The organism is Aquabacterium sp., from assembly GCF_014378415.1.
Lineage (GTDB): Bacteria > Pseudomonadota > Gammaproteobacteria > Burkholderiales > Burkholderiaceae_C > Aquabacterium.
In genome coordinates this window covers 43,417-60,801 of record NZ_JACMNS010000018.1, presented here as the reverse complement: position 1 = coordinate 60,801, position 17,385 = coordinate 43,417, and the positions used below count along the sequence as shown (strand labels likewise).

Annotated in this window: 11 protein-coding genes and 1 pseudogene; 8 read left to right on the top strand and 4 right to left on the bottom strand. The window is 63.0% G+C overall.

What is annotated here, in order from left to right; translation table 11 throughout:
• Positions 1-2,664, top strand: a 2,664-nt coding sequence (gene mutS, locus H7225_RS02405; protein ID WP_290659163.1) for a DNA mismatch repair protein MutS, incomplete at its 5' end; no start/stop codon positions are given.
• Positions 2,661-3,488: a proteasome-type protease gene (locus H7225_RS02400; RefSeq protein ID WP_290659161.1), complete on the top strand. Its 828-nt coding sequence runs from the start codon at positions 2,661-2,663 to the stop codon at positions 3,486-3,488. The genes mutS and H7225_RS02400, both read left to right, overlap by 4 nt.
• Before the next feature lie 9 nt (positions 3,489-3,497).
• On the opposite strand, the pseudogene H7225_RS02395 reads toward H7225_RS02400, so the two are convergent.
• Positions 3,498-3,620 (bottom strand): annotated as a pseudogene (locus tag H7225_RS02395) (aminotransferase class V-fold PLP-dependent enzyme); the annotation flags it as partial.
• Positions 3,621-3,743: 123 nt separating this feature from the next.
• On the opposite strand from H7225_RS02395, the gene H7225_RS02390 reads away from it, so the two are divergent.
• From H7225_RS02390 to H7225_RS02365, 6 genes are all read left to right on the top strand, one after another.
• Positions 3,744-4,787, top strand: a complete 1,044-nt coding sequence (locus H7225_RS02390; RefSeq protein WP_290659160.1) for a sulfate ABC transporter substrate-binding protein — start codon at positions 3,744-3,746, stop codon at positions 4,785-4,787.
• Positions 4,788-4,963: 176 nt separating this feature from the next.
• The gene (locus H7225_RS02385; protein WP_290659158.1) at positions 4,964-5,983 is read left to right on the top strand and encodes a sulfate ABC transporter substrate-binding protein; all 1,020 of its coding nucleotides are present in this window, start codon (positions 4,964-4,966) and stop codon (positions 5,981-5,983) included.
• A gap of 26 nt (positions 5,984-6,009) precedes the next feature.
• Complete coding sequence (cysT, locus tag H7225_RS02380; RefSeq protein ID WP_290659156.1) at positions 6,010-6,852, top strand: sulfate ABC transporter permease subunit CysT; 843 nt, start codon at positions 6,010-6,012, stop codon at positions 6,850-6,852.
• 1 nt (position 6,853) lies between these two features.
• Positions 6,854-7,726 (top strand): sulfate ABC transporter permease subunit CysW, encoded by an 873-nt coding sequence (gene cysW / locus H7225_RS02375; protein ID WP_290659154.1) that lies wholly within the window; start codon positions 6,854-6,856, stop codon positions 7,724-7,726.
• Positions 7,723-8,775, top strand: a complete 1,053-nt coding sequence (locus tag H7225_RS02370) for a sulfate ABC transporter ATP-binding protein (RefSeq protein ID WP_290659152.1) — start codon at positions 7,723-7,725, stop codon at positions 8,773-8,775. Before cysW ends, H7225_RS02370 begins: the two co-directional genes overlap by 4 nt.
• Before the next feature lie 13 nt (positions 8,776-8,788).
• Entirely contained in the window at positions 8,789-9,742 is a 954-nt protein-coding gene (locus H7225_RS02365; RefSeq protein ID WP_290659150.1) for a CysB family HTH-type transcriptional regulator, read from the top strand.
• Positions 9,743-9,755: 13 nt separating this feature from the next.
• On the opposite strand, the gene H7225_RS02360 is transcribed toward H7225_RS02365, so the two are convergent.
• Genes H7225_RS02360 through H7225_RS02350 form a run of 3 tightly spaced genes read right to left on the bottom strand, consistent with a single transcriptional unit; the run spans position 9,756 to position 17,378 of the window.
• Positions 9,756-11,192 carry an efflux transporter outer membrane subunit gene (locus H7225_RS02360; RefSeq protein ID WP_290659149.1) on the bottom strand — a complete coding sequence of 479 codons (1,437 nt, stop codon included), beginning with the start codon at positions 11,190-11,192 and terminating at the stop codon, positions 9,756-9,758.
• Between the two features lie 7 nt (positions 11,193-11,199).
• Complete coding sequence (locus tag H7225_RS02355; RefSeq protein ID WP_290659147.1) at positions 11,200-14,313, bottom strand: multidrug efflux RND transporter permease subunit; 3,114 nt, start codon at positions 14,311-14,313, stop codon at positions 11,200-11,202.
• Complete coding sequence (locus H7225_RS02350; RefSeq protein WP_290659145.1) at positions 14,310-17,378, bottom strand: MdtB/MuxB family multidrug efflux RND transporter permease subunit; 3,069 nt, start codon at positions 17,376-17,378, stop codon at positions 14,310-14,312. The genes H7225_RS02355 and H7225_RS02350 overlap by 4 nt, the downstream gene beginning before the upstream one ends.
• Positions 17,379-17,385 lie beyond the last annotated feature (7 nt).

Here is a 17,385-nt window from a genome sequence, read left to right as displayed (position 1 = left end):
ATGATGCAGCAGTATTTCCGCCTCAAAGCGGAGCACCCTGACACGCTGCTGTTCTACCGCATGGGTGATTTCTACGAGCTGTTTTTCGACGATGCTCGCAAGGCCAATCGCCTGATCGACATCACCTTGACCGCGCGCGGTCAGTCGGGCGGCGAGCCCGTTGTCATGGCTGGCGTGCCCGTCAGCGCGCTCGACACCTACTTGGCCAAGCTGATCAAGCTGGGCGAGTCGGTGGCCATCTGTGAACAGGTAGGTGAGGTCGGCGCCAGCAAAGGCCCGGTCGAGCGCAAGGTGGTCCGCGTGGTCACGCCCGGCACCCTGACCGACACCGAACTTCTGAACGAACGCGCTGATGCGCTGCTGGTGGCCGTGGTGCTTGAAAAGCGCGGGCGCGCCAATGGCCCGGTTCGCTGCGGCCTGGCTTGGTTGGGCCTGTCCAGCGGCAACCTGGGCCTGAGCGAATGCGCCGAGCGCGAGTTGCCTGGCTGGCTGGCGCGCCTGCAACCTGCTGAATTGCTGTATGACCGCGACCGCACCCCTGCCAGCTTGCAAAACTTGTTGAGCCAGACCCGCACCTCGCTCACGTCCCGCCCCACTTGGCAGTTTGACAGCGCGCTGGGCCAACGCAAGCTGTGCGAGCAACTGAAGGTGGCCAGTCTGCAAGCCTTCAACGCGCAAGACCTGACCCTGGCCCACGCGGCCGCGGCGGGCCTGCTCAGCTACGCCGAACACACCCAAGGCCGCGCCTTGGCCCACGTCGCCAGCCTGGACGTGGCCCGCGCCAGCGACCTGCTGGAATTGCCCCCCGCCACCTTGCGCAACCTGGAGCTGACCCAAACCCTGCGCGGTGAAGACTCGCCCACGCTGCTGTCCTTGCTGGACACCTGCCGCACCGGCATGGGCAGCCGCACTTTGCGCCACTGGCTGACGCACCCGCCGCGTGATCGGGCCATTGCCCGCGAACGCCACGATGCAATGGCCTGCCTGCTACAACCCGTGTCGGCCGAGCAGGGCTTTGAGCCCTTGCGCGAATCCCTGCGCAGTCTGAGCGATGTCGAGCGCATCACCGCCCGCGTGGCTTTGCGCCAGGTGCGCCCGCGCGAACTGGCCGGTCTGCGCGACACGCTCTTGGTGCTGCCCGAGCTGCGCCTGCGCGTGCCTGGCATCAGTGAGGGGGAGGGGGCTTGTTCTGCGCTGCTGCAAAAACTCTACGCGGCCCTGCAGCCCGACCCGGCCATCGCCGCAAGCCTGCAACGCACCCTGGCCGAGACTCCCGCCGTGCTGCTGCGCGATGGCGGCGTCATCGCCACCGGCCTGGACCCAGACCTGGACGAGCTTCGCGCCATCTCGCAGAACTGCGATGCTTTCTTGCTCGACTTGGAAGCCCGCGAACGCACCCGCACCGGCATCGGCAACCTGCGCGTGCAATACAACAAGGTGCACGGCTTCTACATCGAAGTCACGCAAAGCCAGGTCGACAAGGTGCCTCTGGACTACCAGCGCCGCCAGACCCTGAAGAACGCCGAGCGCTTCATCACGCCCGAGCTCAAGGCCTTTGAAGACAAGGCCCTGTCTGCGCAAGACCGCTCTCTGGCGCGTGAAAAGTGGCTTTACGACCAGTTGCTGGACACCTTGCAGCCGCACCTTGGTGCGCTGAGTGCTTTGGCCCGTGCCTTGGCCTCGCTCGATGCCCTGTCAGCTTTGGCCGAACGTGCCGGCACCCTGGGGTGGACGCGGCCCGAGTTCGTCAACCACCCCTGCATCGAGATTGAAAAAGGCCGCCACCCGGTGGTCGAAGCGAGCCTGATGGAAACCAGCGGCGTCACCTTCATCCCCAACGACTGCCGCCTGGACGCCAAGCACCGCATGCTGGTCATCACCGGCCCCAACATGGGCGGCAAATCGACCTTCATGCGGCAGATTGCGTTGATCGCCTTGCTGGCGGCCATGGGCTCCTACGTGCCGGCGTCCAGTTGCCGTCTGGGCCCGGTCGACGCCATCCACACCCGCATCGGTGCGGCCGACGACCTGGCCAACGCCCAATCCACCTTCATGATGGAGATGACCGAGGCTGCGGCCATCGTGCACGGTGCCACCGAGCATTCGCTGGTGCTGATGGACGAGATCGGACGCGGCACTTCAACGTTTGACGGCTTGGCCCTGGCCGGCGCCATCGCAAGCCAATTGCACGACAAGAACAAGGCCTTCACCTTGTTCGCTACCCACTATTTCGAGTTGACCGCCCTGCCTGAAAAGCACCCGCGCGCCATGAACGTGCACGTGGGCGTGGCCGAGTCGGGCGACGACATCGTCTTTTTGCACGAGTTGCAGCCTGGCCCTGCCAGCCGCAGTTACGGCGTGCAAGTGGCGCGTCTCGCAGGCATGCCACATGCCCTGATTCGACAAGCGCGCGCCACTTTGGAGGCACTGGAAGCCCAGCAACGCCACGCTGATGACCAGATTGACCTGTTCGCGGTCTCGGTTGCATCAGATCCCATATTGGACGCACACGATGGTTTGACGCTGGCGCCATCGGGGGGTGAGGGTTTGACCCCGGCCGAAGCCGAGACTTTGACGATGCTGGCCAGCATCGATCCTGATACGCTCACACCACGCGAGGCGCTCGACGCTTTGTACCGACTCAAATCTGTTAGTTCATCATGACTTATTGCGTTGCCATGCGGCTGAATGCCGGGCTGGTTTTTCTCTCAGACTCGCGCACCAATGCCGGGTTGGACCAGATCAGCACCTTCCGAAAAATGACGGTCTACGAGCAAACCGAAGACCGGGTCATCGTGATGCTGTCCGCCGGCAACTTGGCGATCACCCAGGCCGTTAAGCAGCTGCTGGGCACCGAGCACATCGAGGGCCCAGACGGCAAAGCCGTGACCCTTTGGAACGCCAAGAGCATGTTCGACGTGGCCCGCATTGTGGGCAGCGCCATCCGCAGGGTCTACGCGCGGGACGCCGAAGCCCTGCAGCACCATGGCATCGACTTCAACTGCAACCTCATCGTGGGCGGCCAGATCAAGGGCGAGACCATGCGCCTGTTCAACGTCTACGCGGCCGGCAATTTTGTCGAGGCGGGCATTGATGGCGTTTGCTACTTCCAGATCGGCGAGTCCAAGTACGGCAAGCCGGTGATCGACCGCGTGGTTACGCCGAGCACGCCGCTGAAAGAGGCCGCCAAGTGCGCGCTGATCTCCATGGATTCGACCTTGAAGTCCAACCTCTCTGTGGGTTTGCCGCTGGACCTGTTGGTCTACGAGGCTGATGCCTTGAAGAGCGACAAGGTCATCAACATCGACGACACCAACGCCTACTTCCGCATGATCCGCAGCTCGTGGGGACAGCGTTTGCGCCAGGTGTTCGATTCGATCCCCGACCCGAGTTGGAGCGGTGACCAGCCTGACCTGACGACCTACACCAGTTCGTCGTCGCAGTTGCAGGCCATGAACCCGCTGACCAAGATTCAGGCACCGGGTTGAACTGACCGAACGGTGCAAGGTGTTCACCAGTGTGTCAACTTCACCCGTGGGGTTGTAAAACGCCAGCGAAGGCCGCACTGTGGCCTCGAACCCAAAGCGGCGCAAGATGGGTTGAGCGCAATGATTAAAGGTTGGTCATTGGGTGCGCCTAGTTGATGAAGTGAATATGCAAAGGCATATTCATTCGTTTCGCTTTGATGCGGCAGGTTTTACGATTCGTGCATTGATTCACCACAACACACGAGTCGACCCAACATGCAAGCAGTCTCTACCCGCACTCGTCGCACCTTCAACGTTCTCGCGCTCGCGGCCTTGACGGCCGTGGCCGGGGTGGCTTCTCTGGCTCCTGCGGTCGCCCAAGCCAAAGACATCACCCTGTTGAACGTGTCCTACGACCCCACCCGTGAGCTCTACAAAGAGTACAACGAGGCATTCGCCAAGCACTGGAAAGCCAAGACAGGTGACAGCGTCACCGTCAAGGCCTCGCACGGCGGATCGGGCAAGCAAGCCCGCTCGGTGATCGATGGCCTGGAAGCCGACGTGGTGACCTTGGCCTTGGCCTATGACGTTGACGCCATCGCCGATAAGGGCCTGCTGGCCGCTGACTGGCAAAAGCAGTTCAAGAACAACAGCACACCCTACTCATCCACCATCATCTTTCTGGTGCGCAAGGGCAACCCCAAGGGCATCAAGAACTGGGGCGATCTGATCAAGCCGGGCGTGGGTGTGATCACCGCCAACCCCAAGACTTCTGGCGGCGCGCGTTGGGCCTACCTGGCTGGCTACGGCTACGCCCTGAAGCAAGCTGGCGGCACCGATGCCAAGGCCCGTGACTACATCAAGCGCTTGTTCGAAAACGTGCCTGTGCTGGATTCCGGTGCCCGTGGATCGACCGTGACCTTTGCAGAACGCGGCCAAGGCGACGTGTTGCTGTGTTGGGAAAACGAAGCTGGCCTGGTCTTGAAAGAGTTTGGTGCCGGGAAGTTTGACGTGGTTTACCCACCGATCAGCATCCTGGCCGAACCACCCGTGGCCGTGGTCGACAAGGTGGTGGACAAGCGTGGCACCCGTGAGGTGGCCAAGGCCTACCTGGCGTACTTGTACTCGCCAGAAGGCCAAGACATCGCCGGCAAAAACTTCTACCGTCCACTGGACAAGACTGCGGCCGCCAAGTACGCCAAGCAGTTCCCGAAGCTGAACCTGTTCAGCATTGACGACACCTTCGGTGGCTGGGCCAAGGCCCAAAAGACGCACTTCGCCGATGGCGGTGTGTTTGACCAGATCTACACCAAGAAGTAAATCCTGACCCATTTCTAGCGAGTGGGGGAGTGTTTTGGGCGGTTCTGATTCAGGTCAGAGCCGCCTATTTTTTGTCTTGCATAATCACTTTTCGAATAAGCAACTGACAAAAGCGTACTTCTTATGAAGAAGCGGGCTCTTTAACATTCGCTTGCTGCATCAAATAAGGTCTTGTCATGCGTTTTTCTTTGAAGAAACAAATTTTCCATGTCGCCGTCGGCGTCCTGACCGCCTCGGCGCTGGCCGGCTCTGCCTGGGCTGACACGGCTTTGCTCAATGCCAGCTACGACGTCACCCGCGAGTTCTACAAGAATTACAACGTCGCTTTTGCCAAGTACTGGAAGCAGACGACCGGCGAGACCTTGACCATCAACCAGTCGCACGGCGGCTCCAGCAAGCAGGCCCGCAGCGTGGTTGATGGCCTGGAAGCCGACGTCATCACCATGAACCAGGCCAATGACATCGACCTGCTGGCCGAGCGCGGCCAGTTGATCCCGGCCGATTGGGCCAAGCGCTTTCCCAACAACAGCTCGCCCACCGCCTCGGTGACGGTGATCCTGGTGCACAAGGGCAACCCCAAGAACATCAGGGACTGGGATGACCTGGCCCGCCCCGGCATCTCGGTGGTGATCCCCAATCCCAAAACATCGGGCAATGGCCGCTACACCTACCTGGCAGCTTGGGGCTCGGTGATCAAGACAGGTGGCGATGCGGTCAAGGCCAAGGCCCTGGTCCACAAGATCTTTGCCCACGTGCCGGTGTTCGATGGCGGCGGCCGAGCTGCTACCACCACCTTCGCCCAGCGCAACATTGGCGATGCCCTGGTCACCTTCGAGAGCGAAGTGCCCCTGATCCTGACCGAGTTCGGCGGCGACTTCGAAGTGGTCTACCCCAAGTGGACTGTGCTGGCCGAGAACCCCGTCAGCGTGGTCGACAAGGTGGTTGACCGCAAGAAGACGCGCAAGCAGGCCGAGGCTTACTTGACGTACCTGTGGTCGGACGAAGGCCAGGCCATCGCGGTCAAGAGCCACCTGCGCCCCCGCACCGGCAAGGCCCAGGCCTTGTTCGCCAAAGAGTTCCCCAAGGTCAAGACCTTCACCGTGGACGAGGTCTTTGGCGGTTGGCAAAAGGCCCAGAAGGACCACTTCAACGATGGCGCCGCTTACGACCAGATCCTGGGCGTGGGCAAGAAGTGACCGTGGCAGTATCAAACGGCTGATTCATGATTTTCTCCAAAACTCTATTGCGCAAGCCCAGCGTGCTGCCGGGTTTCGACCTGGCGCTGGGCCTGACGCTGATGTACCTGACACTGATCGTGCTGATACCTTTGTCTGCCGCCTTCCTGAAGACGTTCACGATGACGTGGTCGGCCTTCTTGGAGGCCGTGGCTTCGCCTCGGGTGGTGGCCTCGTACAAACTGACCTTTGGCGCCTCTTTGGCGGCGGCGGTGGTCAATGCCGTGTTTGGCTTGCTGGTCGCCTGGGTGCTGGTGCGTTACGAATTTTTTGGCAAGCGGATCATCGATGCGCTGGTAGACCTGCCCTTTGCCTTGCCCACGGCGGTGGCGGGCATCACCTTGACGGGCTTGTACGCCGGCAACGGTTGGATCGGCCAATACCTGGAGCCCTTGGGCTTGAAGGTGGCCTTCACGCCTATCGGTGTCTTCGTGGCGATGACCTTCATCGGCCTGCCCTTCGTGGTGCGCACGGTGCAACCCGTTCTGGAAGACCTGGCCAGCGAGCTTGAAGAAGCCTCGGCCACCTTGGGCGCCACGCGCTTGCAAACCTTCACCCGGGTGATTTTGCCCATCCTGACACCGGCCTTGCTGACCGGGTTCGCGCTGGCTTTTGCCCGTGCCTTGGGCGAGTACGGCTCCATCATCTTCATCGCGGGCAACATGCCCATGGTGTCCGAGATCACGCCGCTGATCATCATCACCAAGCTTGAGCAATACGACTACCAGGGGGCCACCGCCATCGCCGTGGTCATGTTGATGATGTCCTTTGTCATGCTGCTGGCGATCAACGCCCTGCAAGCATGGACCCGTAAACGTCAAGGCCAGTGACATGTCGCAGTCTCCTCCCAATGTTTCCGCCAGCCGCACCGAGCCCGCCTGGGTGCGCCGCCTGCTGATTGGCCTCGCGCTGGTCTTCCTGGCCTTGTTCCTGTTCCTGCCGCTGGTGTCGGTGTTCTTCGAAGCCTTCAAAAAGGGCTGGGAGGTCTACGTGGCCTCCATCAGCGAGCCCGATGCCTTGTCGGCCATCGTGCTGACGCTCACCGCCGCCGTCATCGCCGTGCCTTTGAACCTCGTGTTTGGCGTGTCAGCCGCCTGGGCGATTGCCAAGTTCGACTTCCGTGGCAAGAGCGTGTTGCTCACCCTGATCGACTTGCCATTCTCGGTGTCACCGGTGATCGCCGGTCTGGTCTATGTGCTGGTGTTCGGCCTGCAAGGCTGGTGGGGCGAGTGGTTGCGCGACCACGACCTGAAGGTGATCTTCGCGGTGCCCGGCATCGTGTTGGCCACCATCTTCGTGACCTTCCCCTTCATCGCGCGCGAGTTGATCCCGCTGATGCAGGCGCAAGGCCAGGAGCAGGAAGAAGCCGCGCGCGTACTGGGCGCCTCGGGTTGGCAGACCTTCTTCAAGGTGACGCTGCCCAATGTGAAGTGGGCCTTGCTCTACGGCGTGATCTTGTGCAACGCTCGGGCCATGGGCGAGTTCGGTGCGGTGTCGGTGGTATCCGGCCACATCCGTGGGCAGACCAACACCTTGCCCTTGCACATTGAAATTTTGTACAACGAGTACCAGTTTGCCGCCTCGTTCGCGGTGGCCTCGATTTTGGCCAGCCTGGCACTGGTGACCCTGGTTTTGAAATTCATCGTTGAGCGTCAGGTCAGGCAAGAGCTGGCCCAAGTCAAGGATGTTGGAGTTTCCGCATGAGCATTGAAGTCAAGAACCTCGTCAAACGATTTGGGTCGGTCACGGTGTGTGACAACCTGAACATTGAAATCCCCTCGGGCGAACTCGTCGCGCTGTTGGGCCCTTCGGGCTCGGGCAAGACCTCGCTGCTGCGGATCATTGCCGGCCTGGAGCAGCCCGACAGCGGCTCGGTGTTGTTCCATGGCGCCGATGCCACCAATGTGTCGGTGCGCGATCGCCAGGTCGGCTTCGTGTTCCAGCACTATGCGCTGTTCGGGCACATGAGCATCTTTGAGAACGTGGCCTTTGGTCTGCGCGTGCGCCCTCGGGAAACACGTCCTGATGAGGCGACGATCCGCAAGAAGGTGACCGAGTTGCTCAAGCTGGTGCAGCTGGACTGGATTGCCGACCGCTACCCGCACCAGTTGTCGGGTGGCCAGCGTCAACGGATTGCGCTGGCGCGTGCGCTGGCGGTGGAGCCCAAGGTGCTGTTGCTGGACGAGCCCTTTGGGGCGCTTGATGCCAAGGTGCGCAAGGAACTGCGCCGCTGGCTGCGCCGCCTGCACGATGAAGTCCACATCACCAGCGTGTTCGTGACCCACGATCAGGAAGAAGCCATGGAGGTGGCCGACCGCATCGTGGTCATGAACCAGGGCCGCATCGAGCAAGACGGCCCGCCGGACGAGGTTTACGACCACCCGGCCACGCCCTTCGTGCTGAAGTTTCTGGGTGACGTGAACCTGTTCCATGGCCGTGACCATGCGCCAGGTGCCGTGGCCGAGTCGGCTGGCACCGGTGGCACGGATGACGTGAGCTATGTGCGTCCGCACGAGATCCAGGTGCTGGCCCATCCGGAAGAAGGCAGCTTGGCCGTCACCCTGGCGCACGTCCTGACCGTGGGGCCGAACACTCGCCTGGAGTTTCGCCGGGTCGATGGCGAAGGTGAGGTCGATGTGGAATTGCCCCGTGGCGAGTTCGCGGCCTTGCGCGACAGCGGCATCCTGGTCACCGGTGCCACGGTTCACCTGAAGCCGCGCCGCGTGCGCCGCTTTGCCGACACCATTTCCTGATGCCCGAGGGCTTATGAATTTCCAACAATTGAGATCAGTGAGAGAGGCGGTGCGCCGTGGCTTCAACCTGACCGAGGTTGCCAACGCACTGCACACATCGCAACCGGGTGTCAGCCGCCAGATCCGCGAGCTGGAAGACGAGCTGGGGATCGAGTTGTTTGTGCGCGCGGGCAAACGCCTGACGGGCCTGACGGTGCCGGGCGCTGAGGTGCTGCCCATCATCGAGCGCCTGCTGGCCGACGCCGAGAACCTGCGCAATGCCTCGCGCGATTTTTCTCAGCACGACGCCGGCCCGCTGTCGATCGCAGCCACCCACTCGCAGGCGCGCTATGCCTTACCGTCGGTGGTGCGCGATTTCCGTGAGCTGTACCCGCAAGTGACCTTGAGCCTGCACCAAGGCTCACCGCGCCAGGTGGCCGAGATGCTGCTGAGCGGTGAGGCCGACATTGGCGTGGCCACTGAGGCGCTGGACCAGTACGATCAGTTGGTGACCCTGCCTTGCTATCGCTGGACGCACAGCGTGGTGGTGCCGCATGGGCATCCCTTGCTGGACGGAGAGCCCCTGACACTGCAACGCCTGGCGCGCTTCCCAATGGTGACCTACGACGCGGGCTACACCGGCCGTTCGCACATCGACGAGGCGTTTGCCAAAGAGGGCATCCAACCCCGCATCGTGCTGAGCGCGATGGACGCTGACGTGATAAAAACTTACGTCGAGCTGGGCATGGGGGTGGGCGTGGTGGCCTCGATCGCTTATGACGAAGAGCGTGATCGCAACCTTTGCGCCATTGACGCCGGGCACTTGTTCGCGGTCAACATGACGCGCATTGCGTTCAGGCGTGGGGCTTTCTTGCGAGCCTACATTTTCGCGCTGATCGAAACCTTTGCGCCGACTTTGACGCGGGCGGTGGTCGAGCAGGCCATGCGCAACACCAACGGCGAAGAGCTCATTGACGATCAAGTTTGATTGACGCCAAAAGTCACTGGGCCTTGTCGTCCTGCCAGCGCCCAGCAATGTTCTTCAGCAACTGATTGACAGCAGCCAGTTGGCGATTGCGCACGTCCAGCAAGGTGCGTTCGCTGCTCAAAGCCGAGGTCTGCGCCGTCACCACGTTCAGGTAGCTCACCGTGCCCACGCGGTATTGCTCGTTGGTGATGTCCAGGTTGCGCTGCGCGTATTGCAGCGCCTCTTGCTGCATCTGTGCTTCTGCCCGCAGTTGGCTGGCCAGCACCAGGTTGTCTTCCACTTCCTGAAACGCGGTCAGCACCGTCTGGCGGTAGGAGGACGTGGCCAGGTCCGCATTGGCCCGAGCCTGGTCGCTGGCAGAGCGGCGGGCGCCACCATCCAACAATGTCTGCGCCAGCGCCGGTCCGATGGACCAGAACAGGTTGGGCGCGCTCAGCAAGTTGCTCAGGCTGGTGTTGCGGTAGCCCGCCGTGGCCGACAAGGTGAGCGCCGGGAAGAAGGCCGCGTCGGCCACCCCGATCTGGGCATAGGCCGCATTCACGCGTTGCTGCGCCGCGGCGATGTCGGGCCGGCGCTCCAGCAATGTGGCGGGCAAGACCGTGGGCACCTCGGGCGCCTGCGGCAGGGCGGCATTGACCGCGATGCTGAATGCAGAGGGCGCTTTACCCAACAACACGGCCAGCGCGTGTTCCAGCTGGGCCCGCTGAGTGGCCGCTTCCAGGCCCTGCACTTGCGCGGTCTTGAGTTGAGTTTGTGCCTGCAACACATCGGTCTGCGCGGCCACGCCCGACTGGTAGCGGGCTTGCGTGAGGTCCAGCGAACGCTGGTAGCCCGCGATGCTGCGTTCGATCAAGGCCTGTTGGGCTTCGGCCGCGCGCATGGACAAATACGTTTGTGCCAGGGTGGCTTGGGCGGACAAGCGGGCTGAGGCCAAGTCGGCCACACTGGCTTGATAGCGGGCCTCGCTGCCACTGGTGGCTTGCGACAGGCGGCCCCACAGGTCCAACTCCCAAGCGGCGGTGGCCGACAGCGAGACGCTGTTTTGTGGGCCCCGTTGATTGCTCGCGCTGCTGCTCTGGCTGCCACTGTCGCTGCGCGATCCCGACAGGCCTGCTGACAGGGTTGGCAACTGCGCGGCCCGGCTGGCTCCCAGCTCGGCACGCGCGCTGGCCACTTGGGCCACGGCGGACTTGAGGTTCTCGTTGCCGATGACCAACTGGCTTTGCAGCTCGTTCAGCATCGGGTCATTGAACAGCGTCCACCATTCGTCAGGCACCTTGCCGACCGCGCTGCTGGGCGCGCGTTGCCACAGCGCGGTTTCCTTGAATTGGGAGGGCGAGGGTGCCGGGGTTGGTGGATCAACCCGAGTCACCGCGCAGCCGCCCAGCAGCAAGGCGAAGACCCATGGTGTGGCGATGACAGGAAGGCGTTGAAGGCAGGAGGCAGGCATTGGGGTCTCAGGCGGCAGAGGGCAGGGCGTGGGGGACCAGGTCTGGCCTTTGGCGACGACGGCTCAGGCGGTCCATGCACACGAAGACCACGGGCGTGGTGTACAGCGTCAGCAACTGGCTGAGCACCAGGCCGCCGACGATGGCAATGCCCAGTGGCTGGCGAAGCTCGGCGCCGCCGCCCGTGCCCAAGGCCAAGGGGATGGCGCCAAACAGGGCGGCCAGGGTCGTCATCAGGATGGGTCGCAGGCGAAGCTGCGCGGCTTGGTGGATGGCCTGGGCCGCGCTGATCTCGCCGCCGCGTGCGCGGGCCCGCTTTTGCTGCGCCAACGCAAAGTCGATCATCATGATGGCGTTTTTCTTGACGATGCCGATCAGCAGCACCACGCCAATCAAGGCAATGATGGAGAACTCGGTCTTGAACAGCATCAAGGCGAGCAGCGCACCGACGCCTGCGGAGGGCAGGGTGGACAAGATGGTGATCGGGTGGATCAGGCTTTCATACAGGATGCCGAGCACCAGGTAGATCGTGATCACAGCAGCAAGAATGAGCAGCGGCTGACTTTTCAGCGAAGCCTGGAAGGCGTTGGCCGTGCCTTCAAAGGTACCGCGCACGGACACCGGCACCCCCAGTTCGGCCACCGCGTTGTTGACAGCATCGGTGGCCTGCGACAGCGATCCGCCCGCCGGCAAATTGAAGCTGATGGTGGACGCCGGTGTGCCCTTGTCATGGCTGACCGACAGTGGCGCCAGCGTGGGCTCCACCCGGGCCACCGTGCTGAGCGGCACTTGCTCGCCACTGTCCGAGGTCATATAGAAGCCTTTGAGCGCTTCAGGGCTTTGCAGGTAGTCGGGCGCCAGGCCCATCACCACGCGGTATTGGTTCAAGGGGTTGAAGATGACGCCTACCTGCCGCTGGCCAAAGGCGTTGTTCAAGGTGTTGTCGATGTTGCGCATGGTCAGGCCCAGGCGCGTGGCCGCGTCCCGGTCAATCACCAGCGAGGTTTGCTGGCCACGGTCTTCCTGGTCACTGCTGACGTCTTCAAGCTGGGGCAGCTTGCTCAGGGCCTGGCGGATTTTGGGCTCCCAGGTGCGCAGGTCTTGCAGCTCGTCGGCCTGCAGGGTGTACTGGAATTCGGAGTTCGACTGGCGCCCGCCGATGCGGATGTCTTGGGCCGACCTCATGAACAGGTTCGCGCCCGGCACTCTGGTCACTTGCGTGCGCAGGCGGTCGATGACTTGCTCGGCGGTGGCATCGCGCTGGCTCAAAGGCTTGAGTGCGATGAACATGTTGGCGGAGTTGCGTTGCCCCCCGCCGGTGAAGCCCGTGACGGTGTCCACAGCCGGGTCTTTGCGAACAATGTCCATGAAGCTGTCCAGCTTGATCTTCATCGACTGGAAGGAGCTGCCCTGGTCGGCCTGGACATTGGCCATGATGCGGCCTGTGTCCTGCGTGGGGAAGAAGCCTTTGTCGATGACGCGGTAGAGGTGAACGTTCAGCCCGATCACGCCGATCAAAGCCAGCAGGGCCAGAGGCTGGTGCCGCAGCGTCCAGCTCAGAGATCGGCGGTAGCCTCGTTGCACCGCCGCTTGCAAAGCCGTCAGCCTGCGCGCCATTCGGCCCGGGGCTTGGCGGATGGCCTGTTGTGGCCGCAACAAGGCGGCGGCCATCATGGGCGTGGTGGTCAGGGAGACCACCATCGAGATCAGGATGGCGACCGACAGCACGACCGCGAATTCGCGGAACAGGCGGCCGACAATGCCCCCCATGAACAGAATCGGGATGAAGGCCGCGATCAAGGACAGGCTGATGGACAACACGGTGAAGCCGATCTCTCGGGCGCCATCCAGGGCGGCCTGCACAGCGGTCTTGCCGCGCTCCATGTGGCGGGTGATGTTCTCCAACACAACGATGGCATCGTCCGCCACGAAGCCGGTGGCCACGGTCAGTGCCATCAAAGACAGGTTGTCCAGGCTGTAGCCCAGCAGGTACATCACGCCCAAGGTGCCGGCCAATGACACGGGCACGGCCACCGATGGGATCAACACGGCGCGGGCATTGCGCAAGAAGGCATAGACGACCACCACGACCAGTCCGATAGAGATGGCCAGGGTTTTCTCGACCTCGTGCAGCGAAGCGCGGATGGTGTGCGTGCGGTCCATCACCACGCCCAGGTCGATGGCGGCGGGGATGGACGAACGCAGTTGGGGCAGCAAGGCGTTGACGCGGTCCACGGCCTCGATGATGTTGGCGCCTGGCGCCTTGCTGAGCAGCAAGATGATGGCGGGCTTGCCGTTGGCGAGGCCGTAAGCGCGCACGTCTTGCACCGAGTCACTCACGCTGGCCACGTCTTGCAGGCGCACGGCGGCGCCGTTGCGGTAGCTCAGGATGATGGGCTCGTATTCGGCGGCGGTGCGGGACTGGTCGTTGGCCCCGATTTGCCATTGCCGCAGGCCATCTTCTACCGTGCCTTTGGGGCGATTGGCGTTGGTGTTGACCAAGGCCATGCGCACTTGGTCCAGCGAAATGCCGTTGGCCACCAATTGGCTGGGGCTCAGGTCCACGCGCACGGCGGGCAGCGAACCACCGCCGATGGAGACATCGCCCACGCCGTCGATCTGAGCCAAGCGCTGCGCCAGCACGGTGGAGGCCGCGTCGTACATCTGCGCCGTGCTGAGCGTGCTGGACGTCAGCGACAAGATCATGATGGGCGGGTCGGACGGGTTGACTTTGCGGTAGGTCGGGTTGCTGGGCAGGCCGGTGGGCAGCAGGGCCCGGGCGGCATTGATGGCCGCTTGCACATTGCGGGCCGCGCCGTTGATGTCCCGGTCCAGGTCGAACTGCAAGGTCACCCGTGTGCTGCCCAGTGACGAGCTGGAGGTGATCTCGGTGACGCCAGCGATGCTGCCCAAGGCCCGCTCCAGGGGGGTGGCCACGGTGGCGGCCATGGTTTCGGCACTGGCCCCCGGCAAGGAGGCAGACACCGAAATCGTCGGGTAGTCAATTTGTGGCAGCGGCGCAATGGGCAACAGGAAGAACGCCAAAATCCCCACCAGCGCCGTGCCGATGGTCAGCAAGGTGGTGGCCACCGGCCGGGTGATAAATGGCGCCGAGATGTTCATGCCTTGAATCGGCGCACCAGCGCCGAGAACCCCAAGTAGATGACCGGCGTGGTGAACAGCGTGAGCAGTTGGCTGACGATCAACCCGCCGACCATGGTGACGCCCAGCGGGTGCCGCAACTCGCTGCCCACGCCGGTGCCCAGCATCATGGGCAGGGCGCCCAGCAGGGCCGCCATCGTGGTCATCAGGATGGGCCTGAACCGCAGCAGGCAGGCCTGGTAGATGGCATCGCGCGGGTTGAGGCCTTGGTCGCGTTCGGCCTCCAGTGCAAAGTCGATCATCATGATGGCGTTTTTCTTGACGATGCCGATCAGTAGCACGATGCCGATGACGGCGATGATGCCCAGGTCCAGCTTGAAGATCATCAAGGCCAGCAAAGCACCCACGGCGGCCGATGGCAGGGTGGACAGGATGGTCAGCGGGTGGATGTAGCTTTCATAGAGCACGCCCAGCACGATGTACATCGTCACCACGGCCGCGATCACCAGCATCAGTGTGTTGCTCAGCGAGCTTTCAAAAGCCCGGGCTGCGCCCTGGAAGTTGGACTCGACACTGGCGGGCAGCGTCATCTTGGCCTGCGCGGCCTTGATAGCGTCCACCGCATCGCCCAGCGCCACACCCGGTGCCAGGTTGAAGGACAAGGTGGCCGCCGGGAACTGCGCCACGTGGTTGATCACCAGGGGCGCGGCCCTTTCGCTAACGCGGGCCACAGACGACAAGGGAACTTGCACGCCATTGGTGCCCGAGACATGCAGGCTCTCCAATGACTGCGGACCCAGCCGGTAGTTGGGCGCCACTTCCAGGATCACGCGGTACTGCATGGACTGCGTGAAGATGGTGGAGATGATGCGTTGCCCGAAGGCGTTGTACAGCGCCGAGTCGATGGCGGCCACGGTCACGCCCAGGCGCCCACAGGCGTCGCGGTCGATGTCGACAAAGGCTTGCAGGCCCTCGTCCTGCTGGTCGGTGGCCACGTCGCTCAGCTGGGGCAAGGCCCGCATGCGCGTCAGCATGAGCGCGGTGGCGGCAGACAGGTCGTTGGTGTCGGGCGAACTCAAGGTGACCTGGTACTGCGTCTTGGAAACGCGGTCTTCAATGGTCAGGTCTTGCACGGGCTGCATGTAGAGCGAGATGCCTGGCAAGTTGCGGGCCGACTGCGACAGCCGCGCGATGACCTCACTGGCCGACATGCCGCGTTCTGCTTTGGGCTTCAGCGTGATCAGCATGCGTCCGGTGTTGAGCGTGGCGTTGGCACCATCCACGCCGATGAAGGACGACAGGTTGTCGACTGCAGGATCCTTCAGGATGATCTCGGCCAGGCGCTGTTGTTGCTCGGCCATCGCGCCGTAGGAAATCGATTGGGAGGCCTGCGTGATGGCCTGGATGGCGCCAGTGTCTTGCAGCGGAAAGAAGCCCTTGGGCACCACCATGTACAACAGCACGGTGATCAGCAAGGTCAGGCCGAAGCCCAGCAAGGTCAGGGCCTGGCGGTCCAGCACCCAGTTGAGCATGCGGCCATAGCCGGCGATGGTGCGGTCAAACATGCGGCCCACGGCTTGGTAGAGCTGGCCGTGGCTGTCTTCGGGCGAGTGCTTGAGCAGCCGGGCCGACATCATGGGCGTCAGGGTGAGCGACACGACGGCCGAGATCAAAATGGACACGGCCAGCGTGATGGCGAACTCGTGGAACAGGCGGCCCACCACGTCACCCATGAACAGCAGCGGGATCAGCACCGCGAGCAGCGAGATGGTCAGCGAGATGATGGTGAAGGCGATTTGTTTGGAGCCCTTCAAGGCGGCTTCCATGGGGCTGTCGCCGGCCTCTACATGGCGCGCGATGTTCTCGATCATCACGATGGCGTCGTCCACCACGAAGCCGGTCGAGATGGTGAGCGCCATCAAGGTCAGGTTGTTGATCGAGAACCCCGCCAGGTACATCACGCCGAACGTGCCCATCAGCGACAAAGGCACGGCCACCGCCGGGATCAGCGTGGCCGAGGGGCTGCGCAAGAACACGAAGATCACCATGACCACCAAAACGATGGCCAGCATCAGCTCGAACCCGACGTCCTCGACCGACGCGCGGATGGTGACCGTGCGGTCACTCAGCACCTTCACATCAATCGATGCGGGCAGGGTGGCCTGCAACTGCGGCAACAGCGCCTTGACACGGTTGACCGTCTCGATCACGTTGGCACCAGGTTGCCGCTGCACGTTCAGGATCACGCCCGCCGTGGTGTTGGCCCAAGCACCCAGGCGCAGGTTTTCGGCATCGTCCACCAAGGTGGCCACGTCCTTCAAGCGGATGGGGGTGCCCGACTTGTAGGCAATGATCAGGTTGGCGTAGTCGCTGGCCGCCTTGAGCTGGTCATTGGCGTCGATGGTGGAGGCGCGCGCGGGGCCGTCGAAGCTGCCCTTGGCCTGGTTCACATTGGCGTTGCCGATGATGGTGCGCAGGTCGTCCAGCGAGATGCCCACTGCGGCCAGGGCTACCGGGTTGGCCTGAATGCGCACGGCGGGCCGCCGGCCCCCGGCGATGCTGACCAAACCCACACCGGGCGCTTGCGAGATCTTCTGCGCCATGCGGCTTTCGACCAGGTCGTGCACCTTGATTACCGGCAGCGATGGCGAGGTGACGGCGATGGTCAGGATGGGCGCGTCGGCCGGGTTGATTTTGCTGTAAGTGGGCGGCATCGGCAGGTCGCTGGGCAGCAAGCTGGTGCCCGCGTTGATGGCCGCCTGGACTTGCTGTTCGGCCACGTCCAGCGACACCTCCAGCGTGAATCGCAGCGTGATCACCGAGGCGCCACCGGAGCTGGTCGACGACATCTGGTTCAAGCCGGGCATCTGGCCGAACTGCCGCTCCAGTGGTGCGGTGACCGATGAGGCGATCACGTCGGGGCTGGCGCCCGGGTACAGCGTGGACACCTGGATGGTGGGGTAGTCGACCTCGGGCAAAGCTGACAGCGGCAGCAGCCGGAACGCCAGCAGGCCCGCCAGCAAGATGGCGAGCATCAGCAGCGCCGTGGCCACCGGGCGTTCGATGAATATTTTGGAGGGATTCATGCAGACC

What these genes read in the sequence shown, in the direction of transcription:
- H7225_RS02400 (WP_290659161.1), top strand. Translation starts at nt 2,661, where the DNA reads ATGACTTATTGCGTTGCCATGCGGCTGAATGCCGGGCTGGTTTTTCTC.
- H7225_RS02365 (WP_290659150.1), top strand. Translation starts at nt 8,789, where the DNA reads ATGAATTTCCAACAATTGAGATCAGTGAGAGAGGCGGTGCGCCGTGGC.
- cysW (WP_290659154.1), top strand. Translation starts at nt 6,854, where the DNA reads ATGTCGCAGTCTCCTCCCAATGTTTCCGCCAGCCGCACCGAGCCCGCC.
- H7225_RS02355 (WP_290659147.1), bottom strand. Translation starts at nt 14,313, where the DNA reads ATGAACATCTCGGCGCCATTTATCACCCGGCCGGTGGCCACCACCTTG.
- H7225_RS02370 (WP_290659152.1), top strand. Translation starts at nt 7,723, where the DNA reads ATGAGCATTGAAGTCAAGAACCTCGTCAAACGATTTGGGTCGGTCACG.
- H7225_RS02385 (WP_290659158.1), top strand. Translation starts at nt 4,964, where the DNA reads ATGCGTTTTTCTTTGAAGAAACAAATTTTCCATGTCGCCGTCGGCGTC.
- H7225_RS02350 (WP_290659145.1), bottom strand. Translation starts at nt 17,378, where the DNA reads ATGAATCCCTCCAAAATATTCATCGAACGCCCGGTGGCCACGGCGCTG.
- H7225_RS02390 (WP_290659160.1), top strand. Translation starts at nt 3,744, where the DNA reads ATGCAAGCAGTCTCTACCCGCACTCGTCGCACCTTCAACGTTCTCGCG.
- H7225_RS02360 (WP_290659149.1), bottom strand. Translation starts at nt 11,192, where the DNA reads ATGCCTGCCTCCTGCCTTCAACGCCTTCCTGTCATCGCCACACCATGG.
- cysT (WP_290659156.1), top strand. Translation starts at nt 6,010, where the DNA reads ATGATTTTCTCCAAAACTCTATTGCGCAAGCCCAGCGTGCTGCCGGGT.